Origin of the sequence: Nocardia sp. NRRL S-836, from assembly GCF_001279525.1 — a bacterium.
GTDB lineage: Bacteria > Actinomycetota > Actinomycetes > Mycobacteriales > Pseudonocardiaceae > Lentzea.
This window is the reverse complement of record NZ_LGDY01000109.1, coordinates 51192-69863: the sequence shown is the minus strand read 5'-3', so window position 1 is coordinate 69863 and position 18672 is coordinate 51192. Positions and strand designations below refer to the sequence as shown.

General features: G+C 71.2%; 20 protein-coding genes and 2 pseudogenes. 12 read left to right on the top strand and 10 right to left on the bottom strand.

All coding sequences use genetic code 11. The features are described 5' to 3' along the window. The first annotated feature begins 77 nt into the window (after positions 1-77). Positions 78-1679 (top strand): hypothetical protein, encoded by a 1602-nt coding sequence (locus ADL03_RS26245; protein ID WP_053736212.1) that lies wholly within the window; start codon positions 78-80, stop codon positions 1677-1679. On the opposite strand, the gene ADL03_RS26240 is transcribed toward ADL03_RS26245, so the two are convergent. From ADL03_RS26240 to ADL03_RS26230, 3 genes are read right to left on the bottom strand one after another with little or no spacing between them, the layout of a single operon-like run. After that, on the bottom strand, positions 1680-2822 hold the full coding sequence (locus tag ADL03_RS26240; protein WP_053736211.1) for a cysteine desulfurase-like protein: 1143 nt from the start codon (positions 2820-2822) through the stop codon (positions 1680-1682). Between the two features lie 4 nt (positions 2823-2826). Continuing rightward, entirely contained in the window at positions 2827-3423 is a 597-nt protein-coding gene (locus ADL03_RS26235) for a TetR/AcrR family transcriptional regulator (protein ID WP_053736210.1), read from the bottom strand. Beyond that, the gene (locus tag ADL03_RS26230) at positions 3411-4076 is read right to left on the bottom strand and encodes a hypothetical protein (RefSeq protein WP_063798710.1); all 666 of its coding nucleotides are present in this window, start codon (positions 4074-4076) and stop codon (positions 3411-3413) included. The genes ADL03_RS26235 and ADL03_RS26230 overlap by 13 nt, the downstream gene beginning before the upstream one ends. A 90-nt stretch (positions 4077-4166) precedes the next feature. Here ADL03_RS26230 and ADL03_RS26225 point away from each other — a divergent pair, with 90 nt between their 5' ends. The 3 genes from ADL03_RS26225 (at position 4167) to ADL03_RS26215 (ending at position 6877) form a co-directional block, all read left to right on the top strand. After that, positions 4167-4664, top strand: a complete 498-nt coding sequence (locus tag ADL03_RS26225) for a DinB family protein (protein ID WP_053736208.1) — start codon at positions 4167-4169, stop codon at positions 4662-4664. A 42-nt stretch (positions 4665-4706) separates the two neighbouring features. Beyond that, entirely contained in the window at positions 4707-5657 is a 951-nt protein-coding gene (locus tag ADL03_RS26220; RefSeq protein WP_231642278.1) for an NADP-dependent oxidoreductase, read from the top strand. A gap of 107 nt (positions 5658-5764) precedes the next feature. Next, positions 5765-6877: an endonuclease gene (locus ADL03_RS26215; RefSeq protein WP_197288663.1), complete on the top strand. Its 1113-nt coding sequence runs from the start codon at positions 5765-5767 to the stop codon at positions 6875-6877. Here ADL03_RS26215 and ADL03_RS26210 read toward each other — a convergent pair. Beyond that, a complete protein-coding gene (locus ADL03_RS26210) occupies positions 6858-7310 on the bottom strand; it encodes an NUDIX domain-containing protein (protein ID WP_082373491.1) in 453 nt (150 codons plus the stop codon). The two genes, ADL03_RS26215 and ADL03_RS26210, sit on opposite strands and share 20 nt — an antisense overlap. 10 nt (positions 7311-7320) lie before the next feature. Here ADL03_RS26210 and ADL03_RS26205 point away from each other — a divergent pair, with 10 nt between their 5' ends. Together ADL03_RS26205 and ADL03_RS26200 are read left to right on the top strand one after the other, a co-directional pair. Beyond that, entirely contained in the window at positions 7321-8382 is a 1062-nt protein-coding gene (locus ADL03_RS26205; protein WP_053736205.1) for a DNA polymerase IV, read from the top strand. 29 nt (positions 8383-8411) lie between these two features. After that, entirely contained in the window at positions 8412-8639 is a 228-nt protein-coding gene (locus ADL03_RS26200; RefSeq protein ID WP_053736204.1) for a hypothetical protein, read from the top strand. A 119-nt stretch (positions 8640-8758) separates the two neighbouring features. Here ADL03_RS26200 and ADL03_RS26195 read toward each other — a convergent pair whose 3' ends face one another. From ADL03_RS26195 to ADL03_RS26185, 3 genes are read right to left on the bottom strand one after another with little or no spacing between them, the layout of a single operon-like run. Then, on the bottom strand, positions 8759-9685 hold the full coding sequence (locus ADL03_RS26195; RefSeq protein ID WP_053736203.1) for an SRPBCC family protein: 927 nt from the start codon (positions 9683-9685) through the stop codon (positions 8759-8761). A 3-nt stretch (positions 9686-9688) separates the two neighbouring features. After that, complete coding sequence (locus ADL03_RS26190) at positions 9689-10000, bottom strand: helix-turn-helix transcriptional regulator (RefSeq protein ID WP_053736202.1); 312 nt, start codon at positions 9998-10000, stop codon at positions 9689-9691. Between the two features lie 40 nt (positions 10001-10040). Next, positions 10041-10496: a GyrI-like domain-containing protein gene (locus ADL03_RS26185; RefSeq protein WP_053736201.1), complete on the bottom strand. Its 456-nt coding sequence runs from the start codon at positions 10494-10496 to the stop codon at positions 10041-10043. 75 nt (positions 10497-10571) lie between these two features. Here ADL03_RS26185 and ADL03_RS26180 point away from each other — a divergent pair, with 75 nt between their 5' ends. Both ADL03_RS26180 and ADL03_RS26175 read left to right on the top strand, forming a co-directional pair. Next, a complete protein-coding gene (locus ADL03_RS26180) occupies positions 10572-11705 on the top strand; it encodes a PLP-dependent aminotransferase family protein (protein ID WP_053736227.1) in 1134 nt (377 codons plus the stop codon). Further along, a complete protein-coding gene (locus ADL03_RS26175) occupies positions 11705-12358 on the top strand; it encodes a trans-aconitate 2-methyltransferase (protein ID WP_053736200.1) in 654 nt (217 codons plus the stop codon). The genes ADL03_RS26180 and ADL03_RS26175 overlap by 1 nt, the downstream gene beginning before the upstream one ends. Before the next feature lie 351 nt (positions 12359-12709). Here the strand turns inward: ADL03_RS26175 and rnhA are convergent. Next, a pseudogene (gene rnhA, locus ADL03_RS49795) lies at positions 12710-13144 on the bottom strand (ribonuclease HI); the annotation flags it as partial. 450 nt (positions 13145-13594) lie between these two features. Beyond that, positions 13595-14605, bottom strand: a complete 1011-nt coding sequence (locus ADL03_RS50530; RefSeq protein ID WP_304438813.1) for an amidase — start codon at positions 14603-14605, stop codon at positions 13595-13597. A gap of 29 nt (positions 14606-14634) precedes the next feature. On the opposite strand from ADL03_RS50530, the gene ADL03_RS26160 reads away from it, so the two are divergent. Genes ADL03_RS26160 through ADL03_RS26150 form a run of 3 tightly spaced genes read left to right on the top strand, consistent with a single transcriptional unit; the run spans position 14635 to position 16754 of the window. Then, a complete protein-coding gene (locus ADL03_RS26160; RefSeq protein WP_157529239.1) occupies positions 14635-15216 on the top strand; it encodes a hypothetical protein in 582 nt (193 codons plus the stop codon). 46 nt (positions 15217-15262) lie between these two features. Continuing rightward, entirely contained in the window at positions 15263-16492 is a 1230-nt protein-coding gene (locus ADL03_RS26155; protein WP_053736197.1) for a hypothetical protein, read from the top strand. 31 nt (positions 16493-16523) lie between these two features. Then, the gene (locus tag ADL03_RS26150) at positions 16524-16754 is read left to right on the top strand and encodes a type II toxin-antitoxin system Phd/YefM family antitoxin (protein WP_231642268.1); all 231 of its coding nucleotides are present in this window, start codon (positions 16524-16526) and stop codon (positions 16752-16754) included. Positions 16755-16881: 127 nt separating this feature from the next. On the opposite strand, the gene ADL03_RS26145 is transcribed toward ADL03_RS26150, so the two are convergent. Next, complete coding sequence (locus ADL03_RS26145; protein WP_053736196.1) at positions 16882-17559, bottom strand: MBL fold metallo-hydrolase; 678 nt, start codon at positions 17557-17559, stop codon at positions 16882-16884. A 149-nt stretch (positions 17560-17708) separates the two neighbouring features. Between ADL03_RS26145 and ADL03_RS26140 the strand changes: the two are divergent. After that, positions 17709-18665, top strand: a pseudogene (locus tag ADL03_RS26140) (acyltransferase family protein); the annotation flags it as partial. Positions 18666-18672 lie beyond the last annotated feature (7 nt).

The window sequence follows — 18672 nt, the reverse complement described above, 5'->3', positions numbered from 1 at the left end:
CGATGTGAGGTGCGGTTACCCACTCGCCCACGGCCGAACCACACCGTTCGGAGCAACGGTCGTGCCATGATCCGCGCATGGATGTCCAGCGCTGGCAGGCGGCCGCTGTTCCGTGGTGGGTGACCAAGGTCGGACTGGCCGGTGGCTGGGTGCTGGCGTTCGTCCTCGCCGGAGCGGCGGGGGAGACGCCGTGCACGACGACGCGGCCCTGCCTGCCGGACCCGGTGTTCGCGCTGGCCGTCGTGCCGCTGCTGGCCACGCCGCTGCTGCTGTTGTCCGGCCGGGTGCTCACCGGGTGCGCGATGGGCGTGCTGTTCGGCGTCATGGACCTGGCGCTCGACAGTGAACCCACGGCGAACATCGCGTTCGGGCTGCACGCGGCGGCGTGCGCGGTCGTCGCGGCGTGGACGATCCGGTCGCGTGCCGACCAGGACGAGGCCGCGGGCGCCATGGTGGTGTCCCTGCCGGACATGCCACCGCCGCGCGGCGTGCTGCGGATCGTCGCCGTGCTGCTGGTGCTGTTCGGGTTCCTCACGTTCGTGCAGTACGACCTGAGCTCCGACGAGATCGCCGGGCACGTCGCCGCCGCCAGCCGGGTCGACGCCGAGGTGGTGGAGGTCAGGGACGCCTACCAGGTGTGGGTGGAGCTGCCGGAGGGGCAGCGCACCGCGTTCGAACCGCTCGCGGCCGACACCTACCAGGTCGGCGACACCGTGCCGGTGCTCGCGGACGGCGGCTGGGTGCGGATGGTCGCCGAGCCCGAGGACGTCACGTGGTGGCTCACGCTGGGCGGTGCCGCGGTGTTCTTCGCGATCATGCTCGCGGTGCGGGAACGGCGCAGGCGCGCGTTGTGGACCGGCCCGGTCAGGGCGGTGCGGCTGCAGGCCCACCCGTTGACGATGCGGCGGATCCTGTTGCGCCACAACAGGGACGACATCGCCACCGTCGGGGTGCTCGCCGACCTCGGGCTGGACGAACCGCTCTACCACGACACCGAGCAGTTCGGCGCGGTGTGGCGGGGCGAGGAGGAGCCGCCGGTGCAGCACGAGCCGGCGGAGGTCGTCGTCGCGGGCGAGCTGCACCACGGCGGGCAGGTCGCGCTCGTGGTCGAGGGCGAGGTGGTGGCGACCACGACGCTGACCCGCGTGCGGCCGCGGCACGCCGTCCACAGTGCACACCTGCCGGGCGAGCCGGTCACCGCGACCGCGCCGGTCGACCTGCCGTACTCGATCTGGCCCGGTGACCGGCGGCGCGTCGAGGGCGTGGCGCTGACGCTGGCCGCCGCGGGCGCGCTGGTCGCGTTGCACCAGTACCCGGACTGGTTCGTGCTCGGGCTGCTGGGCATGCAGTGCGCGGTGTCGGCGGTGAGCCGGTTCCAGCCGTTGCTGCGCCTGGACCACGACGCGGTCGTGCTCCACACCGGCATCTGGCGCTACCACGTGCCGTGGCACCAGCTGCACGGCGTGCGCCGGTCAGGACCGCAGCTGATGCTCGCGTTCGGCCCGGCCGGCGACGTGATCACGACACCGCAGCTACCGGACCGCCAGGCCGGCGAGAAGGTGATGTGGGCGCGGTCACGGGCGTTGATCGCCTTCCACCGGCACGACAACGTGACGCGCAAGCTGAACGCGTCACTGTTCGTCGGCCTCGCCTACCTCGGGCTGTTCCTGTTCGTGTGATCACCGCAGCCGTGCGACGGCCCTGAGCAGACGATCCACATCGGACTCGTCGTTGTACGGCCCGATGCCCGCGCGCACGGCGCCCTTGTCGCCGAGCCCGAGCCAGCGCGAGCACTCCAGCGCGTAGAAGTGGCCGGCCGGAGCGTTCACGCCCTCGGCGCCGAGCCTGCGGTAGACCTCTGAGGGCTCCAGGCCGTCGACCGAGAACAACACCGTCGGCGTGCGGTCCGCGGCCTTGCTGTAGATGCGGGCGCCGAGCTCCAGCAGGCCGTTCTCCAGCTGGTCGCGCAGCTTCAGCTCGTGTTCTTCGAGGCCGTCGAGCGTGCGCATGAACTCCACGGCCGCGGTCGTTCCGGCCAGCAGCTCGTAGGGGAGCGTGCCGAGCTCGAACCGTTCCGGCACGGTGTTGGTCGACGGCAGCAGCTTGTCCGGCCGCAGCGTCTCCAGCAGCTCGGGTGCCGCCGCGAGCACGCCCAGGTGCGGGCCGAGGAACTTGTACGGCGAACACACGAAGAAGTCCGCGTCCAGCGCTTCGACGTCCACCGGCACGTGTGGCGTGTAGTGCACGCCGTCGACGAACACGAACGCGGCCATCTCGTGCGCGGCGTTCGCGATCGCCTGCACGTTCGGCTTGGTGCCGAGCAGGTTCGACGCGGCCGTGATCGCGACGACCCGCGTCCGGTCCGACAGCAGGTTCGTCACGGCCTCGACCGGCAGCTCGCCGGTGGCCCGGTCGAACGGCGCCCACCGCACCGTGGCCCGTGCCTGCTCGGCTGCCTGCACCCACGGCCGGATGTTCGCGTCGTGGTCCATCCTGGTCACGACGATCTCGTCGCCCGGCCGCCAGTTCTTCGCGAGCGTGCGGGACAGGTCGTAGGTCAGCTGGGTCATGCTGCGGCCGAACACGATGCTGCCCGCGTTCAGGAACTCGGCCATCGTGCGGCGTGCGGTCCGCACGACCTCCTCGGCCCTGCGTTCCGCGGCCGTGACCGACCCGCGGTTCGCTATCGCCGAGAGCAGCGTGTCGCGGACGGCGTCGGCGACCACGTCCGGCACCTGCGACCCGCCGGGTCCGTCGAAGTGCGCGGCGCCCTCCCGCAGGGCGGGGAAGCAGGAGCGGACTCGGGCGACGTCGTATGCCATGCCCTCATGGTGCGTCAGCACCCACGAAGCGGGAAAGGATCAACCGGAGGGTGGTCACCTGTTCGGTCGCGTCGAAGTCGGGGTCGACGATCCGGGTGAACAGGACGTCGGTCAGGCCCTGGACCCAGCTCGCCGCCGTCCGCGCGTCCACGGGCAGCGTGATGCCGCCTCCGTCGTGGGCGCGTTGGAGGAGTGCCGTCAGCTCCTCGCGCACCGCCAGCTCGTTGCGGCTGATCAGCGCGGACAGCTCGGGATCGCGGCTCGCCTGCGCCACGACCTCCACCACCAGGCCCGCCACCGCGCGGTCCAGCGCCGGTGCGGCCAGGTGCTCGACGATCAGCCACACGCCCGCCCACGGGTCGAGCGCGCGCGCCTTCGCGAACACCTCGGCGTTGTCCTGACCGTCCTGCTCGAAGACCTCCTGGAAGATCGCGCGCTTGGTCGGGAAGTAGTGGAACAGGCTGCCGGTGCTGATGCCCGCGGCCCGGCAGATGTCCGCGACGGTCGTGCGGTCGAAGCCCTTCTCGGCGAACAGGCCCGCCGCGGTGTCGGTGATGTGCCGCTTCTTCAGCGCGTGCTTCGCGGGATCTACCGTGCGCACCGGTAGTACTGCCTCTTCTTCGTGTCCTTGACGAACACGCCCCGTTTGCGGATCTCCCGCGCCAGCTCGCCGGCCTCACCGTGCTCGTACTCGTCGATGGCCTTCTTGCGTGCGGCCAGCAGCGCGTTCACGTCCGGTGGCAGCTCGGGCGTGTGCTCGACCCACAGCAGGAAGTCGTCGGCGAACGGGTCCGCCTCGCGCCAGCGGAAGCCCTGGGCCTCGAAGGCCGCCCGGAGTTTCCCGGCGCTGAGGTCCGACGTCTCACGCGCGAGCTCGGTGCCGTCCGCGGCGAGCAGCACCAGCTGCTTGCCGTCGGCGAACGCGGACTCGACCTCGCCGCGGAGGAACTCGAAGCTCTGGTCGTCCTTGCGCAGCGTGACCCGGTCGTGGGCGACGTCGACCGCCAGCATCTCCGACGCCCAGATGAGCGCGAACACGACACCCGCGATCACGCCGAGCACGATCGCGCCGATGGTCGCCCACGGATCCGGGATGTCGGTGACCAGCTCGAACACGCCCTGGAAGGGGAACCAGCTCAGGCCCGTGACCCAGCTCGCCGCCAGTTTCAGCCCCCAGACCAGGGCGGCGCCGATGGCCGGGCACAGCACCCACATCCCGTACCGGACCGCCGCGGTCTCCTGCACTGTCGTCATGGACCCAATACTAGACCGAGCGCTCGGTTTATTCAGACTTGCGCCGGTATCAGGACGGTGGTTGTCCGCGAACGGACCTAGCGTGCGGGCATGGACTGGAACAAGGAGCTGACCGACCAGCTCGACTGGCACTGGCGGGTGCAGCTGCGGCCGCGGCTGGACGGGCTGACCGACGACGAGTACTTCTGGGAGCCCGTGCCGGGCGCGTGGACGGTCCACCGGGACGGCTCGGTCGACTTTGAGCACCCGCAACCGGAGCCCGCGCCGGTCACGACGATCGCGTGGCGGATGGCGCACGTCATCGTGGGTGTGTTCAACGCACGGTCGGCGTCGCACTTCGGTGGCCCACCGGCCGACTACGCGACGTGGCGCTACGCGACGACCGCCGACGAGGCGTTGCGGCAGCTCGACGAGGCCTACGCGCGCTGGCGTGCCGGTGCGTCGGTGGCCGACCTGGAGAAGCCGTGCGGTCCGGCCGAGCCGTACCCCGACCTGCCGTTCGGTGCGCTGGTGCTGCACATCAACCGCGAGGTGGTCCACCACGGCGCGGAGATCGCGTTGCTGCGCGACCTGTACTTGCGGCAGTAGTTACCGAAAGGTGCCTACTTTCTAGAAGTTTGCGCTATCTGCATGATGGTCCCCGTCGAGGACAGCGAAGGGGAGATCATGCGGATCATCACGCAGAACACCGTCGGCGACCCGTCCGTGCTGACGGTGGCGGAGGTCGGGCGCCCGGTGCCCGGCCCGGGCCAGGTGCTGGTCAAGGTGCTCGCGGCGGGGGTGAACCCGGTCGACACCTACGTCCGCTCCGGCGCGTTCCCGGCGCTCGGCGAGCCGCCGTTCACGCTCGGGTGGGACATCGCGGGCACGGTGGAGCAGCTCGGTCCGGACGTGACGGGGCTGGCGGCCGGCGACGACGTCTACGGGATGCTCACCTACCCCGGCACCGGCGGGGGCTACGCCGAGTACGCCGTGGCGAACGCCGCGGACCTGGCACCCCGGCCGGCGTGGCTGACCGTCGAGCAGGCGGGCGCGGTGCCGGTGGTGGCGCTGACGGCGTGGCAGGCGCTGGTCGGCCGCGGCGGGGTCTCCGCCGGTCAGCGCGTGCTGGTGCACGCGGCGGCCGGTGGGGTCGGGCACGTGGCGGTGCAGATCGCCAAGGCGCGGGGCGCGTACGTCATCGGCACGGCGTCGGCGGCCAAGCACGACTTCCTGCGCTCGCTGGGCGTGGACGAGGTCGTCGACTACCGGCACCGGGACTTCACCGAGGTCGAGCCGGTCGACGTGGTGTTCGACGCGATCGGCGGCGACTACGCCGAGCGGTCCGCGACCGTGCTGAAGCCGGGCGGGGTGCTCGTGTCCATCATCCCGACCGATCCCGGCTTCTCCGCGGAGCGCGCGGAGCGGCTGGGCGTGCGGTTCGAGCTGTTCAGCAGCGTCTCCGCCTCCGGTGCCGACCTCGCCGCGCTGCCGGAGCTCAGGGTGCAGCTCGACCACGTGGTGCCGCTCGCGGAGGCCGCGAAGGCGCACGAGCTCGTCGAGTCGAGGCGCACCGCGGGCAAGGTCGTCCTGGTGCCGTGATGCTGCGTTTACCGTCCGTTGACCATCTCCCCTGATCGTGTGCAGAACATCCACACGATCGGGGAGTGCACATGGCGCGGTGGAGTCCACTTGCGTTAGTCATCAGCGTGTTGGCGGCGGTCGGCCTGTACGGGGCGACCGCCGCGACGGCAGCAGCACCGCTCACCGTTGCCCAGGCGATCAGCCAGCAGAACGGGGCCTCGGCCACCGTCCGCGGGTACGTCGTCGGTCAGCCCACCGCGACCACGACGGTCGTCCGTTCGAACTACCCGAGCGACTACGCGCTCGCGCTGGCGGACTCGGCGTCCGAGACCGGCACCTCACGCATGCTGTACGTGCAGATCTCGTCGGCGTTCCGGTCGGCGTGGGGCCTCAAGACCAACCCCTCCCTGCTGGGCAAGCAGATCGACGTGACGGGCTCCTTGAGCGCGTACTTCTCGCACGCCGGTCTGACCTCCTCCACGGCGTTCGCGTTCGCCAGCACGACTCCGCCCGCTACCACCACCACGACAACGACGACGTCGCCGCCACCGAGCGGTGACTACTACGCGGCGGCCGCGGGCAAGACCGGTCCGGCGTTGAAGACGGCGCTGAACGGCATCATCCGCAACCAGACCAAGCTCGGCTACGACCAGGTCTGGGAGGCGCTGAAGGTCACCGACGAGGACCCGGCCAACCCCGCGAACGTGGTCCTGCTCTACAGCGGCCGTTCGCAGCCGAAGACCTCGAACGGCGGCGGCGCCGACGACTGGAACCGCGAGCACGTCTGGGCCAAGTCGCACGGTGACTTCGGCACCGCGACCGGCCCCGGCACCGACGTCCACCACCTGCGCCCCGAAGACGTGTCCGTCAACGCCGACCGCGGCAACAAGGACTTCGACAACGGCGGCACCGCACGTGCGGAAGCCCCCGGCAACTACGGCGACGCCGACTCGTGGGAACCGCGCAACGCCGTGAAGGGCGACGTCGCGCGCATGCTGTTCTACATGGCCGTGCGCTACGAGGGCACCGACGGCTTCCCGGACCTGGAGCTCAACAACTCGGTGTCCAACGGCACCCAGCCCTACCACGGCAGGCTGTCGGTCCTGCTGCAGTGGCACCAGCAGGACCCGCCCGACCCGTTCGAGCAGCGGCGCAACCAGGTGATCTACGACCGCTTCCAGCACAACCGCAACCCGTTCATCGACCACCCGGAGTGGGTCACGGCCATCTGGAGCTGAGGCGTTCGAGGAAGGGGCGCTGCGCGGAGACGATCTTCGCGCTCGCCTCCTCCACGCCGAACCACCCCACCCGGTCGACCTCGGGGAACGTCTTGCGCTGCCCCGACTTCGGCGGCCACTCCAGCTCGAACGTGCCGGGCGTGACCGACGCGGGGTCGAGGTCGCCCTCCAGCGCCCACACCGTGATGACCTTGCCGGAACCCTTGGCCTCGCCGAGCGGGACCAGCTCACCCTCCGGCACGGGCAGCCCGAGCTCCTCCTCGAACTCCCGCCGCGCGGCCGCCTCCGGCGTCTCGTCCTCGGTGTACTCGCCCTTCGGCACGGACCACGCACCCGCGTCCTTGCGCGCCCAGAACGGGCCGCCCATGTGCCCGAGCAGCACTTCCAGCTGCGACGTTCTCCTGAACAGGAGGATTCCAGCGGACCGTTTCATACTGTCCAGCATGGCGGACTGGGTCCTGCACGTGGACCTCGACCAGTTCATCGCGGCGGTGGAGGTCCTCCGCGACCCTTCGCTGCGTGGCAGGCCCGTGGTGGTGGGCGGCAACGGCGACCCGTCCGAACGCGCCGTTGTGGCCACCGCCTCGTACGAAGCGCGCGCGTTCGGCGTGCGCTCCGGGATGCCGCTGCGCACCGCGTTCAAGAAGCTGCCCGACGCGGTGTTCCTGCCCGCGGACCACGCCCTCTACTCGTCGGCCTCGGCGGACGTGATGGCGGTGCTGCGCTCGTTCCCGGTCGTCGTGGAGGTGCTGGGCTGGGACGAGGCGTTCGTCGGCGCGACCGTGGACGACCCCTTCGCGCTGGCGCGGTCGCTGCAGGCCGCGGTCCTGTCGGCGACCGGCCTGCACTGCTCGGTCGGCATCGGCGACAACAGGCTGCGCGCCAAGCTCGCGACCGACCTCGGCAAGCCCGCCGGCGTGTTCCAGCTGGTCCGCGCGAACTGGGTCGAGGTGATGGGCCACCGCCCGACGTCCGCGCTGTGGGGGATCGGCGCGAAGACCGCGCGGAAGCTCGCGGAGCTGGGCCTGTCCACGGTGACCGACCTGGCGAACGCCGACCCGGATGTCCTGGCCGCCCGCTTCGGCCCGCGGATGGGCCCGTACTACCGCGCGGTCGCGTTGGGCGCCGGCGACACCGTGGTGAGCGCGACGCCGTGGGTGGTGAAGTCGCGTTCGCGCGAGAAGACCTTCCAGCACGACCTCGCGTCGCCCGACGACCTCCGCCGCGAGGTGGTCGCGCTGGCCCACCAGGTGGCTCTCGACGTGGTGGCCGAGGAGCGTCCGGCGGTGCGCGTGGGCGTGAAGGTCCGCTTCGCGCCGTTCTTCACGCAGGTGCGTTCGATGAAGCTACCTGCGCCGACGTCGTCCGCCGACACCCTCGCCGACGCCGCGCTGACCGTCCTGGCCCGCTTCGACCACACCCGCCCGGTCCGCCTTCTCGGTGTCCGCGCGGAATTCTCCGACGATGATGTCGAACCGACCACTTCTCCTTCGACGTATGAGTGAGTAGAAGAATTATCCGCGAGGAGAAGAAGATGACCGCCTCACTCACCCACCGCGACCGCGCGGTTCTCCGCGCCGTCGCCGCCGGCCGGTGCGAGATCTCCGGCACCGCCCTGCTCGTCGACGGCCTCTGCTGCGCCGACCAGTTCATCGGCACCCGGCTGACGTCGGCCGGGCTGATCAGCGACGTCCCTGGTCCCGCCGCCCTGACGTCGGCCGGGCACGCGGCCCTCGACGGCTCCGCCCAGGTCGCTGCCTGATTCGGTTTTCCAGCCGATAGTCGTCCGGGACGGGTTCCCGGATCTTTCTGGCGGCCTTTTGTCGGTGTGCTGTCTCGGCATTGTCCGCGACCCACACCTCTGTAGTTTTCTCTTCGGGGCTAGCGGCCGGCGTAGCGCTGGACGAGCTCCTTTTCGCGTGCGGCGGGCCACGGGCAGCGGATGTCGCCCTGGGTGGCGGCGAAGAAGAGTTCCATGTGCACGTGCCAGGCGGCGAGGGCCTCGGGGCCGTGCGCGTTCTCCTGGAAGAGGGTCGCTGTGGTGCCCTGCAGGTGCTCGTGGGTGAGCTCCCAGCGCACGACGCCCTGTGGTGTGCCGTCCCGCAGCCACTCGTACTCCAGCAGGTGCGGGGCCTCGGCGCGGATGACCCTGCCGGGCGTGATGCCGGGGTGGGCGGCGCGGGTGGGGACCGTGCCGGTGGTGACGTCGGTGGACTCGGTGGTGGACTCGGTGGCGGACTCGGTGGCGGACTCGGTCAGAAGGGCCCAGACGGCGTCGAGCGGGGTCCAGACCAGGTCGCGGACGAAGCGGACGCCGTCGGGGTCGTCGGTGCCCTCGTCGAGACCGAACTCGGCGACGTGGTGCTCGATGCGGGCCAGCCAGTCGGTGGGCGGGGTGAACTCCGTGCCGTCGGCGTGGGCGGTCAGGGCGTCGAGGCAGGTGAGCCAGCCGGGCGCGTCGCGGCCCGCGGACAGCTTCGAGGTGATCACCGCCGTGAAGACCAGCAGGCAGCCGTCGGGGTGGGGCAGCAGCTCGAAGCGCAGGACGTCGTTGTGCCAGCGGAACGCGAAGACCTTGGGCGGGTCGGACTCGAGCAGCTCGCCCTCGCCGCCGTCGGCGTCGACCGGTGCCGCTTCGGGGAACGTGAAGGTGAGCTTGCGGCCGTCGATCGTGACCTCGGCCGGGAACCAGTGCTTCATCTCGGCCGGCTCGGTGACCACCCGCCAGACCTTCTCCGGTGAGTGGCGCAGCGTGCGTTCGAAGCGCAGGACGGGCTTGCCCTCGATGTGCAGCAGTTCGGCGTCCACGGGTCAGGCCCCTTCGATCTCGTCGAGTCGTCGTTCCAGCGCGTCCAGGCTCTTCTCCCACATCGCCCGGTAGGGCGCGAGCCAGGCCTCGACCTCGGCCAGCGGGCGCGGGTCGACCCGGTACCAGCGGCGCTGGGCGTCGGTGCGCACCTCGACCAGACCGGCCTCGCGCAGCACCTTGAGGTGCTTCGACACGGTCGGCTGGGTCAGCGCCAGCCGGTCGACGAGGTCGCCGACCGGCCGTTCGCCCTCACGCAGCAGGTCGAGGATCTCCCGGCGACTCGGATCCGCCAGCACGGCGAAGGTAGATGCCATGTCAGCAATATAGCCCGAGAGGCATATTCCTGCCAGGGGATCAGTCGGTGAGCCGGATGGCCACCTCCGTCGTCCATCTGTGCGGGTCCGGTTGCACCGCCGGGTCGGTGAAGAACGTCTCCAGGCGCGCGCCCCAGCGGTCACCCTCGCGGTCGAACGGCAGGTCTCTGCCCAGCAACCGCTCGGTCACCCCGGCGAGCCCGTCCGGATGGCCCTCGTGCGTCTCCACCGCGTACCGCCCGGCCGGCAGCGTCGAGCAGAACACGTCGCCCGACGCGGGCACCTCGGCGATGGTGGGGATGGCGGCCTCCACCTCGAACTCGGTGTCCGTCACGCGTAAGTACCGGACGAACGGTGCGCCGAGGATCGGTAACTCGCGGTCGGCCAGCCACCGCATGACTTCTTCGAACCGGTCGGCGATCTTGCCGATCGTCTCCGGCGTCACCGTCGCCTTGATCGCCGCATAGGGCTGCTCTTCACGCTTCTCGATGTCCATGGGTCCAAACTAGCCATCGACCCTGACAAAAAATCCGTGATCGGCTGGAGCCTCGCTGCGGTTACCGTCGCGTTCATGCACCGCGCCCTCGACGTCGCCAGTTCCCCGGTGCGCGACCTCCTCGCGCTCACCGCCCGCCCCGAGGTGATCTCCTTCGCCGGCGGGCTTCCCGCACCCGAGCTGTTCGACCTGGACGGTCTGCGCGCCGCCTTCGACGAGGCGTTGCGGGACCGTTCAGTACTGCAATATGCCCCCACAGAAGGAAATTCCACGCTGCGTGGCCTGATCTGCGAGCGCCTGACGGGCCGCGGACTGCCCACATCGGACGTGCTCGTCACCACCGGCTCGCAGCAGGCGCTGGCACTCGTCGCGACGGCGCTGCTGGAGCCCGGCGCCGTCGTCGCGGTCGAGGAACCCACGTATTTGGCCGCACTGCAGTGTTTCCAGATGGTGGGAGCCCGCATCGTCCCGGTCGCGAGCGACGCCGACGGCCTCGATCCGGCTTCGTTGCGCGAGGTCGTGGCCACGCACCGCCCGTCGCTGCTCTACCTCGTCCCGACGTTCGCGAACCCGACCGGCCGCACGCTGTCCGCCGCGCGCAGGGCCGAGGTCGCCTCGATCGCCGCGGCACACGACCTCTGGGTCGTCGAGGACGACCCGTACGGCGAGCTCCGCTACCGGGGCACCGCGGTCGCGCCGCTCGCATCGATCAGCGATCGAACCATCTACCTCGGCAGCTTCTCGAAGATCGGCGCTCCCGGCCTGCGGCTCGGCTGGCTGCGTGCTCCGGCGGACCTGCTGCGGACGCTCGTGATCGTGAAGCAGGCCGCCGACCTGCACACGTCCAGTGTGGACCAAGCCGCCGCGGCGGTGTACCTGGCGCACAACGACCTCGACGCGCACGTGGCACGGCTCTGCGTGGAGTACGGGCGGCGGCGCGACGCGATGATCGGCGCACTGCCCGCGACCGTTCCGGACGGCACCACGTGGAGCGAACCGGACGGCGGCATGTTCGTGTGGCTGCGGCTTCCCGGCGACGTGGACACCGCCGTGCTGCTGAAGGAGGCGCTGGACCACGACGTCGCGTTCGTGCCCGGCGCGTCGTTCTTCGCGACCACACCGGATCACGCGACGTTCCGGATGTCCTTCACCACCAACACCGTCGAGGAGATCGCCGAGGGCATGGCCCGGCTGGCCAAGGTGTTCTGATGAGCCTGCTCGACGACGAGGCGCTGTGGCGCTCGTCGGTCGTGGCGAACTGCGCCATGAACCGGGAACGCGGTCTCGCCGGATACCGCCGTGAGCTGGGCACGGACCTGGCGCTCCCGCCCGGGACGCGCTGGGTCGACCTCTGCTGCGGCTCGGGCAGAGCACTCGCGGAGGCCGCGCGCGACGACGTGACGATCACCGGCGTGGACCTGGTCGACCACCACGTGCCCGAGCGCCCCGGCCTGCGGTTCGTGACCGCCCCGGCCGACCGGTGGGAGCCACCCGCGCCCGTCGACCTCGTGACCTGCGTGCACGGGCTGCACTACGTGGGCGACAAGCTCTGCCTGCTGACCCGTGCGGTGTCGTGGCTGGCGCCGGGCGGCCGGTTCATCGCGAACTTCGACGTCGCCAGCGTGCGTCGTGCCGACGGCAGCGCATACGGCCGTGTGCTCACCACGGCGTTGCGTGCGGCCGGATTCGTTTATGACAACAGAAAACGCCTTGTCAGCTTCACCGGTGCCGGGCGGCCGGCGTTGCCGTTCGACTACCTGGGCGCGGACGACCGGGCCGGTCCCAACTACACGGGCCAGCCCGCCGTGCACTCCCGCTACGCGACCCAGGACCGAGGCGCTGCAACGACTCCGGCTCGGTGATGCGGGCGGTGCCGGGTGTTCCCGCACGCCCACCTCTGCGTCCAGCGACAGCCCGGCCCAGACGATCGCTGCGCCCCCGTCCCTCCGGCGTCAGCCGAACAGTTCGAGCGCGTCCTGGTGGTGCTCGCACCGGCCGCCCCCGGTCGCGATGGTGCAGGGCGTGCCCTTCTTCGTGAGGGCACCGCATTGCAAGGCCGGGTCGTGCACGTGGCACAGCCCGCTCGAACCCGCGGTGATCGGGCACGGCGTGCCCTTCTTGGTGGGCGCGCCACACGGGTTGTCGCTCGGCTTCTGCGGCTGCCTCGGCGCCGCCGCCTTCCGCGGTTTCGCCTGCGGCTGGCTGATCTCCCGCCCCGTCACCTCCTCGACCCCGCGCACGGCGAGGCGGTCGGCGCGCTCGTTCTCCGGATGCCCGGCGTGCCCCTTGACCCAGTGCCACTCGACGTCGTGCTGGTTCGCCGCGGCCTCCAGCCGGCGCCACAGGTCGGCGTTCTTGACCGGCTCCCGCGACTTCGTGAGCCACCCGTTGGCCTTCCAGCCGTGCACCCAGGACGTGATGCCGTTGCGGACGTACGTGCTGTCCGTGTACAGCCGCACGGTCGAGCGCCGGGTCAGGCCCTCCAGCGCCATGATCGGCGCCATCAGCTCCATGCGGTTGTTCGTGGTCGGGCCGATGTCACCGCCGTAGATGTCCTTCTCGTGCGTGCCGTAGCGCAGGACCGCGCCCCAGCCACCCGGTCCCGGGTTCGGGCTGCACGCGCCGTCGGTGTAGATCTCGACCTCCATGCCCGCTGAGGCTACCGACGGGGTCTGACGGTGCCGCGGCTGCCGGCCCGCGGGCCGTCCTGGTGGTGCGGCCGGAGCTCCACCTCAGCGGGGCAACATCGGCCGGCGGGGTGATGTCGCCGGTGCCGTGCACGTCGATCAACCGCTTGAACTCACCGGCGTCGCGGCGGGTGCGGAAACCGGCCCACGCCACCGAGCGGCACCTCCGCCTTGACGGCGCGTTTGCGGGCGCGCATGCCGACCTGGCGCCACGCACCGTCCGCGTCACCCCGTCGAGCGGACTTCCGGCCCCTGACCCGGCCCTGCTGAGGTTCGTGCCCACGGAGTCCGCCGCCGTCCTCCCACGCTCCACCACCCGGCGAGAGCCCTCCGTCGCTTTGCCTCCTCGGCCGGCGAGGGGACCGCACCTGGGCCGGGGATCGAGGTGGACCGGCCCGAACCGTGGCCGACTCAGTCCCGCGGTGCGGCGACGAGCCGGGCGGCGGTGACGAGGTCGGCCTCACGGCCGTGGCGCGCGACGGCCTGCAGCCCGACCGGCAGGCCGTCGGAGAAGCCGGCCGGGATGCTCACCGCCGGATGCCCGCTGAGGTTGAACGCCCAGGTCAGGCTGGTGTTCATCCGGGTGCCGGGACCGTCGTGGCCGTGCGGCGGGCCGGGCGTGCACGGCGTGAGCAGCAGGTCGGTGGTCTCGAAGAACGCGTCCAGCGCGGGGTTGGGGCCGCAGCGGCCGGCGAACCAGTCGTCGGCCGGGTCGGCCAGCACGAGGTCGGCCGGGCGGGGGTGCAGCGCGAGGGCGGCGCGGTGGGCCACCGCGATCTGGTCCGGGTCGACGGACGCGAAGCCCAGGTCAGGTGACCACGCCGCCCGCACCGGGGCGGGTTCGCGGCAGGCCAGGTAGAGGGCCAGGTCGTCGGGGTGGCGGACGAAGACGCCGACGGCGGAGCGTTCGGCGGAGGTCGTCTTCAGGCCGAGGACACCGCACCACGCGGCGGGGATGCGGATCGAGCCCGCACCGTCCACCCCGGTCGCCAGCGGGACGACCCCCGACGCGACGGCCACCGCGGAACCGGCCGACGAACCGCCGGGCGTGCGGTCGGGGTGCCACGGGTTGCGGGTCACGCCACGGGCGTTGCGGCCCCACGTCTGCCACGGCGTCGTGCCGTCCGGCGTGGTGGTCAGTCCGATCGGGACACAGCCCAGGGCGGTCAACCGCTCCCGGTGCGCGCGCCGTTCGCCGCGCTTGACCGCGATCGGGACCCCGGCGAAGGGCAGCGGCGAGGAGCGCACCCGGCGGTCGACGGCGGCGGCGTCGTCCACGGCGGAGCCGAACACCTCGGCGAACGCGCACAGCGCCGGTTCCACACTGGCGAGGCGGGCAAGGGCGGCGGAAACCTGCTCGACGGCCGTGGTGGCGCCGGTGTTCACGGCGTGGGCGATCTCGGTGGCGGTCAGTTCGGGCACCACGCACATGATGGGGGAGGATCGTGCGGGTGAAGTGGACTCGTGCCGTGCACCACCTGGGTGAGCTCGCGGAGAAGTGTGCGGACCTGCCCAGCTCGTTCTTCCGGTTCCAGGTGGTCGAGCTGTGGGCTTTCGGCGACCTGCTGGGCGTGCCGCGCGACCTGGAGACGATCGAGGTCGCGCTGGTGACCGACCTGCCGGTGGACGAGGTGCCGTGGCTGAGCGAACCGGCCGGCGCCGAGCACTGGGCGAACTCGACGCGGTTGTCACGCAACCCGTTCACGCCGTACTGGCGGTCGGCGGGCGCACCGGTGTGGAACCACCGGATCGAACGGCCCGCGCTGGTCTGGAGCGCGGCCGACGGCATCGCGGAGGAGACGCTCGTCGCCATGGGCGACGGCACGGCCGAGCTGGTCCGCCAGGCCGCGCCCGCGCCGGATGAGCTGCGCAAACGCGTCGAGGAGGAGCTGGCGGTGAGCCTCGCGGCGATGCGCGCCGCCCAGCGGGCCTACACCGAGCACCGGTACGCCCCCGGCAAGCTGACGCCGCACTCGGACGCGTTGTGGCGCATCACCGGCGGCTACCTCGACCTGCTCGACGCGGCCGGCTGAGCCGAACCCGCCCCGGCCGCGCGGTGGCTGGGCTACGTTCCGCGCTGTGCGGAACACCCGACGTGAGCTCGGCTGGCTCTGGGGACCGGTCGTGCTGGCGCTGCTGGCCCTGTTCACCGTCAGCGACACCGACCTGGTCTCCACGCGCGCCGCGCACTTCGGGCTGAGCAGGTACGCCTTCGCCACGCTCGGAATGCCCGCGGTGGCGGCGGTCGCGGGCGTGTGGTTCTCGCGGCGGTGGCCGTGGCTGCTGGTGGCGGGCACGCTCGGCGCGCTCGTGGCGACCGCCGAGTCGCACGCGCACCTCACAAGCCATCGGCCGGGCATCGCGGGCATCGTCGGGTCGCTGGGAACTGCCGGGGCCGTGCTGATCGTCATCGGCGCGCTCTCGGCCGCGCGGGACGCCGCACTGGCCGCCCTGGTCGTCGCGGTGCAGCTGCTGGCGACGCTGTTCCTCGGGCTGTCGTGGCTGTCCAGCCCCCTGCGGCCACCCGCCGTCGAGCTGACGCTGGCAGGCCTCGCGGTGGCCGGCGCCGTGCTGGCGGTCGTGGCCGTGCGGAGGGGCGAGGTGTCGCCGGCCGAGCCGCTGACCACGCGCACCAGGGTCGTGGGTGTGATCGCCGCGGTGCTTTCGGTCCTGGTCGCGGTCGTCGGTGGCCAGGCCGCTGCGGTGGGCGTGGTGCTGCTGGTCGCCACCGCCGGGCTCGCGATCGCGCTGGGCCGGGGCGCGCTGCTCAGGACCGCGACGGCGGGTCTCGTGCTGTTCGCGGTGGCCGCACCGGTCACGCTCGCCATGTACCTCGCCGCCGGCCAGCTGTCGACGTACGCCCCGGCCGCGGTGGTCGGGACCGGCGTCGGTCTGCTCGCGGCGCAGCTGCGGCGGGCGGCGGTGGTGGGGGCAGCGGCGTGCGCGGTGCTGGCCGTTTTGATGGTGGCGGTGGTCGAGATCACCGGCGAGTACGCGGACGTGACGCAGGGCGGGCTGGCGTCGCTGATCATCGGGCTGGCACTGGCGGCGGTCACGGCGTCGGCCGCCACCGCCGCGCCGGTGCTGGCGCACCTGCGGGCGCTGCCGGTGGGGCTGGGCTTGCTGCTGGCCGGGTTCACCCTCGGGTTCCGGCAGGTCGTGCAGCCCCTGCTCGACTACCGGCGGATCTGGGGGCAGTTGCCGGAAGCGGAGTACCTGCCGCTGTGGGGGCTGCTGCTGAGCGTGGCGGCGGCCGCCCTGGGGATCGTGGCGGTGCTGGACCGCCGGTGCACAACCCGCCTGGTGTAGCTCATGGCGCTACGCGGGCTACGGTCGTCTGGTGAAGGTCATCAGCCAACGGGAGTTCCGCAACCACTCCGCCGCTGTCATGGACGCGGTGGAGGCGGGCGAGACCTACCACGTGACGCGAAACGGTGTGGAGGTCGCCGAGCTCCGTCCCCTGCCTCGTCGCCGTCGAATGACGGCTGAGGAACTCGTCGAACGGCACAGGACCCTGCCTCAGGTCGACCACTCCCGGATGCGTCAGGAAGCTGACGAGTTTCTTCGGTGACGACGAGGATCGTGTGGGCGACTTCGATCCGTGGGGAGCGCAGTCGTGGCTGAACGTCCCGAGTCGGTCACGATCATCGAGGTCTGCTGGTGCCTGCCGGAGAACGGGCTCTCCGGCAGGCCGGGAGTCACCAGCCGCGGGCGCGCCACTCCGCCAGCGAGGGACGTTGCTCGCCGAGCGTCGAGTCGTCGCCGTGACCGGGGTAGAACCGGGTGTCGTCGGGCAGCACCGCGAAGAGGCGGTCCTCGACGTCGTTGATGAGCGACGCGAAGTTGTCGGGCGAGGTGGTCTTGCCCACACCCCCCGGAAAGAGTGAATCTCCGGTGAAGAGGTGCGGGTGGCCCTCCGGGTCCTTGTACAAGATCGCGATCGAGCCCGGCGTGTGGCCGCGCAGGTGGATCACCGTCAGGGGGACTTCGCCCACGTCGATGGTGTCGTTGTGGTCCACCAGGACGTCCGGCTGGACGGGCAGGACGGCCGCGTCCAGCTCGTGTGCGACGGTCCTGGTGCCGTGCTCGCCGGCCAGTGCGGTCAGCGCCTGCCAGTGATCGGCGTGCTGGTGCGTGGTCACGATCGTGCGCAGGCGGGGACGGTCCGGGTGGTGGCCCAGGAGGTCGGACAGGCGCTCGTGGTCGTTGGCGGCGTCGATGAGCAACGCCTCGTTCGTGGACCGGCATACGAGCAGGTAGGCGTTGTTGTCCATCGGCCCGACGGAGATCTTCGTGATGGTCAGCGCCGGCAGGGTGAGGCGGGCAGCGGGGCCGCCGGGCTCGACGTGACCGGTGTAGTTCTCGAGTACGTCCACGGTGGCTGACCGTAGTCGCTCGACGCGGTGCAACGCACACCTTCAGGTTGCATACAGGTTGCACTCATAGGGTAAGTAAAGGTCAACAATCCGTCGCCGCGTACTCCGAACGCACCACACCCCGTCGACGAACAGGTCCCCACCTCATCGTGATTCCAGCGCAACGACACAAGCCCCAGGCGGCCCGGCGGGTCAGCTGGGACGTGCTCAGGGTGGTCGCCATCGGGTGCGTGCTGCTCCACCACGCCACGCTCACGAGTGTCAGCAGCCACCCCGACCTGGGGCCGTTGCCGTTCACCTTCCCGATGTCGATGGGTGCCAGCACCCTGATGGTCGTCTCCGCCTTCTTCGCCTGTGCGACCCTCAGCCACGGCCGGCCGGGCCGGTTCGTGTGGAGAAGACTCGCGCGGCTGCTGCCCGCCTACATGGCCGCCGTGCTGCTCACCTACTCCGTGCAGAGGTGGATCGCTCCGGAGGGGTGGAGCCAGCTCGACGGCCGTGACGTCGTCTACAACCTGCTGCTGATCAACCAGTGGTTCCCGGACGTCGACATCGTCGACTTCGCCTACTGGACCGTGCCGGTGCAGATCTGCGCGTTCGTCGCGGGTGCGCTGCTGGTCAAACGACTGCGCGGCACGAAGCTGCGGATCTTCCTGTGGGCGCTGGTGGTCACGCCGCTGCTGCTGCGACCGCTGCTGGACCACTCGCACGCGCTCTTCACGATCTACAACGGGTTCGCGCTGCACCGCGCGCAGCTGTTCGCAGCAGGGATTGCCATCTGGCTGTGGTCCAAACACCGGATGGGCACGCTGCACCTGGCCGCGCTGCTGACCGCCACTTTGGTGGCACAGGCGGTTCACACGAGCGAGTACGGATCAACGCTGGGCTTCGGGCTTTTGCTACTGCTGGTGTGCGCGGCCGCCGCTGGACCCGACTGGGTGTTCTTCAACCCCGTCCAGAAGCAGGTGACGTGGCTCGCCGGCATCTCCTACGGCGTGTACCTGGCACACCAGCAGATCGGCACCGTGGTGATGGACCGCATGCACTTCATCGGGCTGCGGTCCGGGTGGCTGCCGGCCGGGTTCCTCGCCTCGGCGGTGGTGCTGGGCTGGG